Annotated in this window: 10 protein-coding genes; 3 read left to right on the forward strand and 7 right to left on the reverse strand. The window is 52.0% G+C overall.

Annotated features, from left to right (window positions below; all coding sequences use genetic code 11):
• Window positions 1-11: 11 nt before the first annotated feature.
• The 3 genes from AC0YNU_RS05220 to AC0YNU_RS05230 all read right to left on the reverse strand — a co-directional run bounded on the left by AC0YNU_RS05220 (window position 12) and on the right by AC0YNU_RS05230 (window position 3,381).
• Window positions 12-1,322 carry an ABC transporter substrate-binding protein gene (locus AC0YNU_RS05220; RefSeq protein WP_475753813.1) on the reverse strand — a complete coding sequence of 437 codons (1,311 nt, stop codon included), beginning with the start codon at window positions 1,320-1,322 and terminating at the stop codon, window positions 12-14.
• A gap of 237 nt (window positions 1,323-1,559) precedes the next feature.
• Window positions 1,560-2,615, reverse strand: a complete 1,056-nt coding sequence (locus tag AC0YNU_RS05225) for a LacI family DNA-binding transcriptional regulator (protein WP_475753815.1) — start codon at window positions 2,613-2,615, stop codon at window positions 1,560-1,562.
• A 163-nt stretch (window positions 2,616-2,778) separates the two neighbouring features.
• The gene (locus AC0YNU_RS05230; protein ID WP_475753817.1) at window positions 2,779-3,381 is read right to left on the reverse strand and encodes a class I SAM-dependent methyltransferase; all 603 of its coding nucleotides are present in this window, start codon (window positions 3,379-3,381) and stop codon (window positions 2,779-2,781) included.
• Between the two features lie 503 nt (window positions 3,382-3,884).
• On the opposite strand from AC0YNU_RS05230, the gene AC0YNU_RS05235 reads away from it, so the two are divergent.
• Complete coding sequence (locus tag AC0YNU_RS05235; protein WP_475753819.1) at window positions 3,885-4,541, forward strand: transcriptional regulator; 657 nt, start codon at window positions 3,885-3,887, stop codon at window positions 4,539-4,541.
• 524 nt (window positions 4,542-5,065) lie between these two features.
• Here the strand turns inward: AC0YNU_RS05235 and AC0YNU_RS05240 are convergent.
• The 4 genes from AC0YNU_RS05240 to AC0YNU_RS05255 form a co-directional block, all read right to left on the reverse strand.
• Window positions 5,066-6,967 (reverse strand): glycoside hydrolase family 127 protein, encoded by a 1,902-nt coding sequence (locus AC0YNU_RS05240; protein ID WP_475753822.1) that lies wholly within the window; start codon window positions 6,965-6,967, stop codon window positions 5,066-5,068.
• A 45-nt stretch (window positions 6,968-7,012) separates the two neighbouring features.
• The gene (locus tag AC0YNU_RS05245) at window positions 7,013-7,882 is read right to left on the reverse strand and encodes a carbohydrate ABC transporter permease (RefSeq protein WP_475753825.1); all 870 of its coding nucleotides are present in this window, start codon (window positions 7,880-7,882) and stop codon (window positions 7,013-7,015) included.
• Window positions 7,879-8,802, reverse strand: a complete 924-nt coding sequence (locus AC0YNU_RS05250) for a carbohydrate ABC transporter permease (protein ID WP_475753827.1) — start codon at window positions 8,800-8,802, stop codon at window positions 7,879-7,881. The genes AC0YNU_RS05245 and AC0YNU_RS05250 overlap by 4 nt, the downstream gene beginning before the upstream one ends.
• 72 nt (window positions 8,803-8,874) lie before the next feature.
• Window positions 8,875-10,317: an ABC transporter substrate-binding protein gene (locus AC0YNU_RS05255; protein WP_475753830.1), complete on the reverse strand. Its 1,443-nt coding sequence runs from the start codon at window positions 10,315-10,317 to the stop codon at window positions 8,875-8,877.
• Window positions 10,318-10,749: 432 nt separating this feature from the next.
• On the opposite strand from AC0YNU_RS05255, the gene AC0YNU_RS05260 reads away from it, so the two are divergent.
• Window positions 10,750-11,640, forward strand: coding sequence for an AraC family transcriptional regulator (locus AC0YNU_RS05260; protein WP_475753833.1), 891 nt, complete (start codon window positions 10,750-10,752; stop codon window positions 11,638-11,640).
• Window positions 11,641-11,895: 255 nt separating this feature from the next.
• Window positions 11,896-13,215 (forward strand): extracellular solute-binding protein, encoded by a 1,320-nt coding sequence (locus tag AC0YNU_RS05265; protein ID WP_475753835.1) that lies wholly within the window; start codon window positions 11,896-11,898, stop codon window positions 13,213-13,215.
• The last annotated feature ends 5 nt before the right edge of the window (window positions 13,216-13,220 follow it).

Below are 13,220 nucleotides of genomic sequence, written 5' to 3' on the forward strand. Positions count from 1 at the left end.
CCGTCATCCGTTTATTCGGCAGCGAGCGCCTCGTTCATCTTGGCCGCCAATTGCTTGCCGGCTTCCTCCGCGGAGATGCTGCCCGACCATGCTTTGGTCAGAATCTCCGTTTCTTGCGACGCCCACTTCGACGTATACTTGGAGATCGGATACGGCTTGGAGTAGTTAACCTCGTCGATGAATACTTGCAGCTTCATGTTCGGGATGGATTTCACCCAAGTATCCTGCGTGCCGTTCATGGCGGGAATGACGATGCCCGTCTTGGCGTAGATATCGCTCGCTTCTTTGGAGCTCAGGAATTTGATGAATTCCCAAGCTTCCTTCTGATGCTTCGTCTTGGCCGACATCGCGTAACCGAGGCCGTGAATGACGACGGCTTGCTCTTTGCCCTTCGGCAATGCCGCGACGTCCACTTTGTCTTTCAGGTAATCGTTCTTCGCGTATACGCTCGCGCTCCACGAGCCGTCCCAGACCATCGCGACCTTGCCGGATTGGAACATGGTGTACGGATCGGTATCCGTCATCTGGGCGAGCGTCGGAGACGACTTGTCCACGTTGATCATGTCGGTGATGAACTTCAAGCCCGCGATCGCTTCGGGTTTGTCGTAACCGGATGTTTTCTTGTCGTCCGAGATCACGTATCCGCCGGCTTGATAGATCGTATCGTAGTAGACGCCCTGGGAATCGAGCGCGCCCGCGAAGCCCCATACGCCTTTGCCGGGATCCGTGAGCTTCTTCGCAACGTCGGCGAACTGCTGCCAATCCCAGGAGCCGTCCGGATACGGGACGCCCGCCGCGTCGAACAGCGCTTTATTGTAATAAACGCCGATCGTATCGAAGTCCTTCGGGATGGCGAATTGCTTGTCTTGATAGTTGTAGAGATTATTAAGCGACTCCGGGTAAGCCTTCATGTCCAAGGCGTCCTGCTTGATCAGATCGTCCAGCGGCTGGAGCATTCCGTTCGATGCATAAGAAGCGAAGCGCGGTCCGTTCATCCAGAACACGTCGGGCAAATTATCGCCGCCCGCTGCCGTGTCCATCTTCTGCCAATACTCTTTGTTCGGCGTGTCTTGAATTTTGACCGTAATATTCGGGTGCTCGGTTTCGAATGCCTTGATCAACAGATCGTTCGTCTCGTTGTAGGCCGTTCCGCCCCACATCCCGTAGGAAATCTCGACCTTCTTGCCGCTCGTCGCCGAATTGCCGGCGTCTTGCGAGGCAGCCCCCGCGTCATTCCCCTCGTTGTTGTTCCCTTTGGTGTCGGAGCATCCGGATGCGATAACAGTGGTCATGGCTAACAAGGCAATAATGGCTTTTTTCATGTGCTGATTCCCCCTAAGATAAGTTGATCTTACTTGCATGTGGGTCACTTGCGTTCGAATCATGAGCATTGCCGTTTACCTATACCGATGCTTGCGATGCTTGTCCCAACACCACCTCCAAAAAGGTTCGACTTTACAAATTGGGGCAAATAAGTGATAACGTTTGCCCAAAGGGTATAATAAAATTCGGCGACGATTGACGCCGAATTCGATCAACACGATCTCTCACTGCGAATTTCACTTCTCCAGCCTATAGTCCGAGGACTGCCGAATCCTGAGCTGATGCGGAATTTGAATGCGGATCGGAAACGTCAGCCTGTTCTGCATGGTGTCGACCAGCGTTCTCGCGGCCATCATTCCGATTTCGTTCTTGGCGATATGCAGGGACGATAGCGGCGGAGACGTGTATTCGGCGATTTCGATATTATCGATTCCCACGAAAGCCATGTCCTCCGGTATGCGCAAGTTCTGCTCCGCCACGGCTCTCATGGCCGGAATCGCCATCATGTCGCTTGCCGCGACCATGGCGGTCGGCAGGTTGCCGGCTTGTCGCTGCAGCATGTCCAGCATGCCGCTATGGCTGCGGGCCACGTGCCACTTCGTCTCTACCATCCAGTCTGGATTCCATTCTAGGCCGAATTCCAGCATCGCCTCCTGGTAGCCTCTGAACCTTGCTTCTTTCTTGCCTTCGTTGCCGAATCCCAAGCCCCCGCCGACGAATCCGATCCGCTCGTGGCCTTGGACGACCAGATGCTGCACGGCGGTTCTGACTGCCGCTAACCGGTCGTAATCGACGATGGAAAATCCGGGATCGGGCGATATGACGTCGATGCCGACGATGGCCGGGATGTTGTCGCGGATGTAGGCCATGATCGGAGGGTCGATTTCCCCCACGATAATCATGCCGTCGACGGAAGATTCCTTCACTGCTTTATGTAATACCGCTTCATTGCGCACTTCTTCCAATGAATGGATATTGGACAACGTATAACCGAGTTGAAATAATTCTTTCTGCACGCTGGACAGGATTGGCGAGAAATACGGATGATGCTGCATGAGTTGGGGAGCGAATACGATGCATCCGACTTGCATGGACGCCTTCGGCTCGTCCTTCTTGCTCCGCACGAGGCGCCGGGCAGATTCATTGGGCTCGTATCCCGTTTCCTGAACGGCCTTCCAAATTTTGTTGCGCGTCTCCTCGTTCGCGTGTCTGCTCCGATCGTCGTTGATGACCCGGGACACCGTGGAAACGGAAACTCCGACCCGGTCAGCGATATCTTTCAATGTGACCACTCGATTGTCTCCTCTGCTTTTGCCAAATAGTTGCGCCAAACGTTTTCACAATTTGATAATAAGTGGATGTCAACTTTGTTGTCAATCCATTCTTTGACGAATTGTAAATCTCGCTCGCGCTGCGTATACACTGTACGCACATCTGATTCCTCACTCGGCAAGCTTATTTTTTGGCATCCAAGATAAACATCGTCGCATCTTGGTTCATGAATATTTTACTGCCGGTATAAATGGGTTTGGAGGTTACGTCCTTGAAGCCGATCCTGCCCATAAGAGCGATGAGATCGCCCTGATCGAATCCATTATGAACCAGATCCGCTTTCACGTTGTCATTCTTATCGAAATCGACGATCAGTAACTGCCCGCCGGGATTCAGCACCTCATATAACCTGGCTAACACCGGCTCTACGTCTTGGATGTGAAGCAAAACTTGTGCCATGAACACATAATCGGCATGCAGATCGGATCTTAATCCCGCTTCAAAATCAAAGCATAACGTCTCGGCATTCCGGATTTCGGTGTCGGCCGTCTTCCGATCGATCTGATCCAGCATATTCTGCGAAGTATCCAGAAAGACGATGCTGCGGAAGTCATCCAGCAAATCGAGCCCGACAAGCCCGGTTCCGCATCCGAAATCAATCGCGCTTTTCTCTTTGCCGTTCTCGATGAATTCCCGAATGGCGTTTGACGCGATCTTGGCGATTTGAATTCGCTCGGGAGTATCATAACCGCTTGCCATCGCTTCGAAAATATCCGTATTTCCCATTCCTCTGCCTCCAGTTCGGTTCGTTAACGATAGGTGCTCAGCCCATCGCTTTTCATGAAACACTCGACTGTTTGAATTATATCAAAAGCAATCACTCGAGCAAATTAACGCTCGAATAAAAAGAACCCCTAGGACACCTAGGGGATCAGACCTATTATCGGAACGATCCGGATTTTTCGTCCAACTCGACTTTTCGATCGTATGCTCGATTGCTCGCCCCTTGCGTAATTTCTCACTTCCAACGTTTGATTCAGCGCGATCTTCAGGTGCCCTTCCGTGCCGTACGCATCCACGCCGATAGGATAGAACGGGTTCGTCTCGCCTTTAAGCGATCGCGTGCCCGTGGAAATTCAGCTCCCCCATTGCCAAAATCAATTGCATGAAATATACTGTTGTAAAAATATGTAACGGCACGAAGCACATGCCGCTTTGATTATCAGAATCTCTTACGATTCCGGATCAAGGCGGCATTTTTTTGTCCAGATTGAAAGAAGGGAGTACTTATGAGTGCTTTTGAGACGAAGTTGAACCAATGGCTTCACGATCAACTTGCTGTAGAAAAGAATCCGAGAAGACGCGAAATGCTTCAAAAGGAAATTGGACATGGTACGAAAGAGTTTTTGAGAACGATATGGTATCCTGCCGTGGGTAACTTTAATCATCTACATGCGGAATGGGAAGTTCGGGATTATGGCAATCGATGGCGTTATCTGGATCTCGCCTATATGCCTGGAGGAGCTAAAGGCTGCATCGAAATCCACGGCTATCGATCCCACGCTAGAGATATTGAAGCATGGCGATTCCGGGATTTGTGCAAGAAACAAGCGTACCTCGTATTGGGCGACTGGCTGTTCCTTCCTGTTGCGTACTTGTCGATCGAGGAAGAACCGGAGGTAATCAAGCAGATGGCATTATCCTTCGTCGGTAAGTTCGTGTCCCTGTCAACGAGTCATTCGCTCAGTTGGATTGAAGCAGAGGCGCTGCGGTTTGCGCGCGGCGTTATTCGGCCTTTTCGCTCCGATGAACTTTCCGTGCACCTGAATCGATCCACGAGACAGGCGAGGCGTATTTTAGACAAGCTCGTGGAAATGAACGTTCTCATGGTTCACAATGGACAACAGCGTTATCGCACCTATCAACTGGTCACTCATGACCATTAGAACACTATTCACGTAAAAGCCTTCTGTTTACGGACAGCTATGACCATTAGAAACAAACATCATCGTTTTCTCTGGCAATTGTCTCGCTTATGGACACTAACTTCCGCAAGAAAGGCAGAAGACCGAATCATCGACGCTAACGGTCTCTAATGTCCGAATGATTAGGTACGAGATTATGCTGCAGACGGTTCTCAGCGAATGGTTGGCGGAAAGGAAAACCCTCCGTTTTGAATAGACGGAGGGTTCTCAACAGCCCGAAGACTTTTGCATAGCAGAAGTCTTCGGGCTTAATCAGACTATAAATAAGTACGAAGCTTACAGCCTACTCTCTGGAGCGGCTAGCCGTTCGTGCACGGCCAGAGTTCGTGCGCGGCCAGCGTTCGTACTGGCTAGCCGTTCGTGCGCGGCCAGCGTTCGTGCACGGCCAGCGTTCGTGCGCGGCCAGCCGTCCGTGCGCAACCAGCCGTTCAAGCCCCGCCAGCCTCGAACGGGCACGGCAGCAACTTTCATGATGTCGATATTAATTAATGTTCACGTATCCAAACCGTCATCTCTCCCGGTTTCCGGTTGCCCCAGAAGGCGTATGGAACGGCCTTAACGGGGACGCTCATCTTCTTGCGCGCGACCGGCCTGTACAGTTCGTCCGTCCAGGAATGATCGGAACGCTGCCCCTCTCCGGATAAGACAACGATACCGCCTAGAACGTCTTCCTTATATTCCGCTATGAATTCGGCATCCTCGGGAAAGCAGAGATCCGTCAGGTCCGGGCCGTTGTCCGCTTCCTCCACGCAATACACGAGCGGACCGAATTGCAAAGCGATTTTACCCGCATTCTCGTGCACTTTGGGATTCGATTCGATGCGCTCGACGACCATCGGGAAATGCAGCTTAATTTCGTCGTTCTCCATCCACGTTCTGCTGATATGCGCATATCCATGCTTGACGATCGCCTCCAGCGCCAGCAAGTCCCCGTTGACCGTGATGGAGGGGTCTCTGCACCAAGAAGGGATTCGGAAAGAAAGCGTGCAGTCGGTCGGCTCATCCGTTTGCAGTCGGATCTGAATGTCTCCGTCCCAAGGATAACGCGTTTCCGTAAGCAAGATCATCTTATGTCCTTGAACATCGAAAGAGCTCTCGTTCGAAGCATAGAGGTGCATGGCGATCTCCGCGCCGTTTTGCGTAAAGAAGTACGTATCCAACGATGTCAGCAGCCGCGCGATATTGGGCGGACAACAAGCGCAGCCGAACCACGGCACGCGTTCCGTCTTGACGTGCTGCATATCGTAACGATATTGCGTAACGGCAGGATGAACCTCCAATGGGTTGACATAGAAATACCGCGTGCCGTCCAGCGACATTCCGCTCAGCACCCCGTTGGATAGCACGCGTTCCATCACATCCCCGTATCGGCTGTCCGTTTCGATCCGAAGCATACGGTAGGCCCACATGACAAGTCCGATGGACGCGCATGTTTCCGTGTAAGCCGTATCGTTGGGCAAATCGTAATCGATCGTAAACCGTTCGGCATGGCCTTGCGAGCCGATTCCCCCCGTGATATACATTCGCTTGGACGTCATATGAACCCAAAGTTTGCGAAGCGCTTCGGTCAGCGTCGCGTCTCCGCAAGCAATCGCGAGATCCGCCATAGCCGAATACAAATACATGGCGCGCACGGAGTGTCCTTCTGCCGTCTCCTGCTCTCTCACGGGGGCATGGGCTTGATGGTAATCCAGATCGAACCAACGATCCTTGGACGGGCCGCCGAACTCGGGCTCCTCCTTCAGGAAACTCGGCTGCTTGCCGCGCTCCTCCAAGAAGTATCGGCTCAGCTGCAAATACCTTGGCTCTTCCGTTATCCGGAACAGCTTGACGAGCGCGAGCTCAATCTCTTCGTGGCCGCAGTACACGTGCATCTTTTCCGAATCCGGCCCCATGGTACGGTCTATATAATCGGCGTACCGGCACATCATGTCCACGAAAGTACGCTTGCCCGTGGATTCGCAATACGCCACAGCCGCCTCGATCAGGTGGCCCGCGCAATATAGCTCATGCCCGAAAGAGAAATCCGTCCAGCGTCTCTCCGGCGCGGCGACCGAATAATACGTGTTCAAATAGCCGTCCGGCCGCTGGGCGCGTCCCATCAAATCAACAACCGCATCGATGACGGCTTCGAGCTGCGGATCCGGGAACTGCCGCAGGCTGTACGCGGCGGCTTCGATCCATTTGGCCACGTCGCTGTCCTGGAAGACCATGCCGTAGAACGTTCCGGTCTGCTCTCCTGCCGAGATGCGGAAGTTTTCTACGGCGTGACTCGGCTCCGCGCCATCGATTTCGTCGTTCAGCGCCCTCCACTGATAAGGAATCGTTTCCTGCACCGTCTGCTGGACTCTGGGCTGCCAAAACCGATCCGTTAGCCTAACGTTCATATTCATAAATCTCCTTTCACTGGGACGAAACGGCCATGTGCCGAACTAATTTTTCAATCCGGTCAGCGTGATTCCCTCTACGAAATACTTTTGACCAATTAAGTAGAATATGACGCCCGGAGCAAAGGACAAGCACGTGGCTGCCATCGTCAGCGACCAATCTTGCTTTAATTGGCCTCGGAAATTGGTAAGCCCGAGCGCAATTGTGAATTTCTCGCTCGAATTAATGTAAATCATCTGTTGGAGCAAGTCGTTCCATAAGCCGATGAAGATAAACAACGCGACGACGATCATGGCGGGCTTGATAGCCGGCATAATGATACTGAACAAGATGCGGAAGTATCCGGCGCCGTCGATCGTTGCCGCTTGGTCGAGCTCTCTCGGTATGGAAAGAATAAACTGCCGGATCAAAAAGATATTGAAAGCGCCCCCGCCGCAAAAATAAGGCAAAATCAATGGCAGATAGCTGTCATGGATCCCGAGCCCCCGCGTCCAGCCAATGTACAGCGGAATGAGCGTAACCATGGCAGGCAGCAGCATCGAACCGACGCAAAGGGTCCAGATCAACTGCTTGCCCCGGAACCGCAGCCTCGCGAATGCATAGCCGCACAAGGTAGCCGTGAACGTTCCCGCCAAACAGGAAGGAACGATAATTTCCATCGTATTCCCCAAATATCTCCAAAACTTAAATACCTTCAGCGTAGCTTCATAATTGGAGAACAACCAATTTCCCGGAACGAGAGACGGCGGATAGTGATAGATTTCGGGATTGGTCATCAGCGATGTTCGGAAAATCCACCAGATCGGAAAGATCACGAGGACGGCGAAAAAAATGACGATCGCAAGCGTAATCGCGTTGGTCGTACGTTCGCTGCGTTTCCTGCTCTTCAGCTTGACGTATGCCGCTTCGCTCAATTCCCGTCCCCACCTTCCGAGAAGATCCATCGATTGGACGTCTTGAACAGCACGCCCGTAAAAGCGGCAAGAATGGCGAAAATAATAAAGGTCGTCGCACAGGCATAGCCCAGCCTGTAATTGACGAAAGCCTGATCGTACATGAGATACGTCATGAACCTTGAAGAATTGCCCGGACCGCCATTGGTCAGAGAAAGGGCCGGCGTAATGACTTGGAGATTAGCGATCAGGCTCATCAACAGGTTATAGAAGATTATCGGCGACATGCAAGGCAAGGTGATATGCCTGAAGCGTTTCCAACCGCTAGCCCCGTCCATCTCAGCCGCTTCATGATAGACGCTCGGAACGTTCTGAAGACCAGCCAGAAATATAACGATCAAATTCCCGGACAGCCACACCGCAATCATGGAAAGCGAAGGAACGACCCATCTGGAATCCGCGATAAAGAGAATTTTATTCAATCCGATTTCGGACAGGAGATAGTTGAAGAAACCGAAATTCGCCTCGTAAAGCCAGGACCATCCGACGTAGATGGCGGCAGCCGGCAGAACGAACGGCACATAAAATACGGCTCTGAAAAACCCTCTTGCCGGGATTTTACGATTCAACAGCAGCGCCATGAAAAACGAATATATCATGCTTCCGGCTACGGATAGAACGGCGAAGTAGAGCGTCGCGATGATCGAATCTTTAATGTAAGGATCGGTTGTAAACAGCTTGATATAATTATCGAAGCCGACGAACCCGGGTTTGGATAATCCCGTCCAATTCGTCAGGCTGATTCCCAGCACCCCCAGAAGAGGCAGATAGGTCAGGAAGATCAGTCCGAGGAAGGCCGGGATCAAGCATATATAAGCCACTTTGGCCTCGCTTGAGAAAAAGCGCGAACGCCGTTGCGGCGGTTTATTGATCGTTTCCATATCTCGCTCCCCACCTTATGTTTGAAGGATGACCGCCGCTTGCACGATGCCGGCGGCCACCCTTCCCAGCCGTTATTTATTGCCCGTATGAGCCGCTTTCAAAGCGTCGAGATTTTTGGCAATGGCGTCCTTGGCGGTCTTCTTGCCGGTCCACACATCCCCCAGCGTCGATCCGAGCAAGGTGTTAAAGTCCGTCGTATGATTCGTATAGAACCAGGAAGCGGGCCTCGCGGCGGCGGATTGCGCATAATCGACGACCGCGGACTTGTATTCGTCATACGGAGGGAAGTTCGGATTGTCGACCCATTTATGGGTGAGCGTTTCGTCCGTATACCATTTTTGCAGCGTTGGCATCCAAATGCCCGATGAGATGAGTCCCCAGTTGTTTTCTTCGGAGTTGTACCATTTGAGCCATTCCATTGCTTCTTTCGGATGCTTGGTTTGGGAGAATACGACGTTGGCGCCGCCCGTATTCAGGGTCACCTTATCCTTCATGTACGGCAATACGGCTACGCCGTATTTCAGGCCTTTCTCCTTGGCCGCATTCAAGCTCGTTCCTACATTCCACGCGCCGTTCGTGGCCATGGCAACCGTTCCCGCGATGATGGTGCGCTGAATGCCGTCATCGGTCTGACCGACCGACAACGGGGCAACATGATCTTTCAAGTACAGATCCGCGACCTTCTGGATCGCTTCGGTACTGGCGTCTTCCCCGATTCTCACGTCGGTTCCGTCATTGGAATAAAAACCGCCCCCATTGCTCAGCGCCCAAGCTTCCAACTGCCACGGCAGATTTTCGACGGAAGCGCCGTATTGCACGATGCTCTGCGATTTAAAGCCGGCCTCGTCGGGATGCTTGCCGTTCTTGTCGACCGTCAGCTTCTTGGCCGCGGCTACGAATTCATCCCATGTCCATGCTTTATCCAGTATGGATGGGGGATAAGGCACATTCGCTTTGTCGAACATGTCTTTGTTGTAATAAAGGAGGAGGATTTCGTTGGCAGCCGCATAGGCTACGGTTTTGCCTTGATAGTTGTAGGCCAGGCTGTCGAGCGGCTTGCTATCGCTTCCGTCATACATGGAGCTGACGTCATTCAGCATGCCGTCGGCGGACCACTGGATGACGCCATCCTCTTTCAAAATCCCCGTATCCGGCAATTGACCTGCCGTTGCTTCCGTATTCAACTTGGTCATGTAAGTTTCCCAAGGGACCGCTACCACTTTTACTTCGATGTTGTCTTGGGAAGCATTGAATTTATCCGCCGCCGCCTGGGTTGCGTTCCCCTCTTCTTCGCTTCCCCACATCGAATACGTAATCTTGACTTTCTCTGTCTTGGCTGGCGCATTATCCGTCTTGGCAGGCGCATTATCCGTCGTATTCGCCGGTGCGTTAGCATCTGTTCCTGTCGATGGCGTTGAGCTCGCCTCGTTGTTCCCGTTGTTCCCGCAACCTATGACACCGATTGCCAATGCAGCCGAGATCAGACCTGCCCCAAGTCTCATTCCTGCTTTCATTGCCCCGTTCCCCCTTCATCATTTGAATGATGTTCAATGTCCAGAAATTCGGCCCGCTCCTTGGAACTTCCAAGATTCGAGTTGAACGTTCAGCACTTCCGCGCCTGCCCCAACCGTCGTGCCTTCTCCGTGTCCTTGTAAGCCGATTCAGGAAAGCGCTTTAATAGAATTGTGACATGAAGCGCCCTGGAAATAAACAACATTTTCCAACCTGATTTTTCAGATTTTCAACCTTAATCTATCCGCCCTGGATGTCGAGCGCATCCTATGCTCGTTTCGGCGGCTTTGCTGGGATACCGATCCCCGCCGCTCGCCGCGTCATACCGGACGCTCTGCAGGAAACGCTTTATTTAATCGATAACGATGAAGTATCATGAGACTAACAACAGTTGCGATTTGATATTCACGATTTCAACCTGGGGAGGAACGAGCGTGGACTCTGCGATTCTTCATTTTATCTCGCCGCCGATTCCCTATTTCGTGGACTGCGGCTATGCCTATTACGGGGTAGGCGATACCCATATCGACCGGAATTGCATCCGGGTGTTCGATCTGATCGTTGTCCGCAAAGGGGTTCTCCCGATCGGCGAGAACGGCCATACCTGGGAAATCAATGAAGGAGAAGGACTCATCCTTCTCCCGAATGCGCACCATTATGGCAGCGCTCCCTGCAAAGTCGACACGGAGATCATTTGGATTCATTTTCAAACGTTCGGCAGCTGGCAGATGTGCCGCGACATGAACGAATGCCAGGGCAACCAGCTGGAATTGATCGAGGAGCACAAGAAGTTAGCGTATCTCAACCACGCCGACGTCTGTTCCATCTTCCTCCCCAAGCATATGAAATTGTCGGCGAAAGCCTTGGAGGCGCTGGAAACCTTCTTCCAACAGGAGAACGAGCCGCAGTCGCTCCGCAATTGGAAGCGGCAAGCTTCCTTCCAGTTGTTCTTGCAGCATCTGGACCGCGATCTCGCATCCCCCGCGAACGCCACCGCGATTCAGCTCGCCGAGCGGATCGAGCTGTTCATCCGCCAGAGCTATGCCAGCGATATCACGAATTCGGTCCTGCAAAAGAAATTGAACTATCACCCCAATTACCTGGCCAAGGTAATGCTGAAAGCATTCGGAATGACCCCCATGACCTACCTCCAGTATTACCGGCTCGAGCAGTCCAAACGGTTGCTGCTGCAAACCTCCAAATCGATTGCCCAGATCGCGGACGAGGTGGGCTTCCATCATATCTCGCATTATTCCACCTGCTTCTCCAAGAAAGAAGGCCTCTCTCCCTCAGACTTCCGCAGTAAATTCGCCAAGAAACGCTAAATGCAGCAACCCCGGACGATGTATCCCGCGCAGCCTTAGACACTTGGCAATCCTGGTGTCGAAAGGCTTTTTCCGCGTGTTTCATTTGGCACGGGGGAGGGATCATATCGTCTTATTTCCCTCATATGTACGGAATGACATATCCAGTATTATACAAATTTATCCTCCAATAATTGAAATATATCCCTATTCAAAATTATCCGATAATTCTATTCTGAAATAGATACATATACCCAATTAGGAGGTTCCAAAGTCATGAAGAAAAGTCTTCTGGTCTCATCGCTTAGCTTGGTCCTTGCAGCGTCAACGGTCTTAAGCACGGCTGGTGCGGCGACAAAAACCGACACCATCGTGATCCGTCACACGCAATTGGGCGAGGCGAAACAACAACGTCTTAATATCCTCAAAGATGTATTGGCCAAGGTTACAAAAGAAGTTCCAGGCGTGAAATACAAACTGGACGGCGTAGATTCGGACGTAAACCGCAAAGAGAAATTACGTTCGGAAATGGTCGTGAACAAAGCGCCTGCGATTTTCGATCTGTTCGGCGGATCCGACACGCAGCTGTACGTGGAAGCAAACAGGCTGCTGGATCTGACGCCGATTCTGAAAGAGCTCGGTTTGTCGAAGAAGTTTATTTCCTTGAACGAATTCACGGTGAACGGAAAAGTCTACGGCTTGCCGATCGGCGGCTACCAAGAAGGCTATTTCTACAATAAAGAATATTTCAAAGCCAAAGGCTTGAAAGTGCCGACAACCTTGGCCGAACTCGAGAAACTGGCCGACACGATCAAAAAAGACGGAAAAACGCCTTTTGCCCAAGCTTCCAAAGCCGCATGGGTGCCGCTCATGACAGCCAATACCCTGTGGTCCCGATATGCGGGTCCGGACATTACGAACGGGTTCGCGACAGGCAAAACAAAATGGAATAGCGCACCAATGGTGGCAGCTTTTACTAAATACCAAGAATGGGTGAAAAAAGGCTACTTCAAACAAGGCGAACTCGGTTTGGATTATGCCGAGCAGCGCAACCAGCTCATTCGCGGCGAAGCCATCTTGATGTATGACGGATCTTGGGCATCCAGCGTATTCGCGGATAAGGCGCAAGCAGGGGATATGACGGGCAAAGTCGGTTACTTCGCGCTGCCGGCAGTGGCTGGCGGCAAAGGCAACCAAACGTACGTAAACGGCGGCTTCTCCAACGGTTACGGGTTCTCGGCCAAAGTGAAGAACAACAAGAAGCAATTGGCGTTCGTCAAATCGTTCATCAAGAATATGTATAACGATGAAATGCAAATCCGCGGACTTGAAGCGGACGGCGTCCTGCCTTCCATGAAAGTAAGCAGCTCGAAATTGGCTAATGCCAAAGTTACGCCGCTGGTGAAAGAAATCATCGCCGTAGGCAACAAAGCAAGCGGCGCTTTCCCGGCATTCGATTCCTTGGTATCGGCCGACGTCAACACGGCGCTGAGCGAAGGCATTCAAAAATTGATCGGCGGAAAAGTGACGCCTAAGGCGATGCTGGACGCTGTTCAAAAAGCGCAGAATACGTCAAACAGCGATGACGATTTTTAAGCGAT

It is taken from the genome of Paenibacillus sp. J31P316, from assembly GCF_056269105.1.

Coding starts and splice junctions, on each gene's coding strand:
- AC0YNU_RS05255 (WP_475753830.1), bottom strand. CDS start 10,317: ATGAAAGCAGGAATGAGACTTGGGGCAGGTCTGATCTCGGCTGCATTG.
- AC0YNU_RS05265 (WP_475753835.1), top strand. CDS start 11,896: ATGAAGAAAAGTCTTCTGGTCTCATCGCTTAGCTTGGTCCTTGCAGCG.
- AC0YNU_RS05250 (WP_475753827.1), bottom strand. CDS start 8,802: ATGGAAACGATCAATAAACCGCCGCAACGGCGTTCGCGCTTTTTCTCA.
- AC0YNU_RS05235 (WP_475753819.1), top strand. CDS start 3,885: ATGAGTGCTTTTGAGACGAAGTTGAACCAATGGCTTCACGATCAACTT.
- AC0YNU_RS05220 (WP_475753813.1), bottom strand. CDS start 1,322: ATGAAAAAAGCCATTATTGCCTTGTTAGCCATGACCACTGTTATCGCA.
- AC0YNU_RS05240 (WP_475753822.1), bottom strand. CDS start 6,967: ATGAACGTTAGGCTAACGGATCGGTTTTGGCAGCCCAGAGTCCAGCAG.
- AC0YNU_RS05230 (WP_475753817.1), bottom strand. CDS start 3,381: ATGGGAAATACGGATATTTTCGAAGCGATGGCAAGCGGTTATGATACT.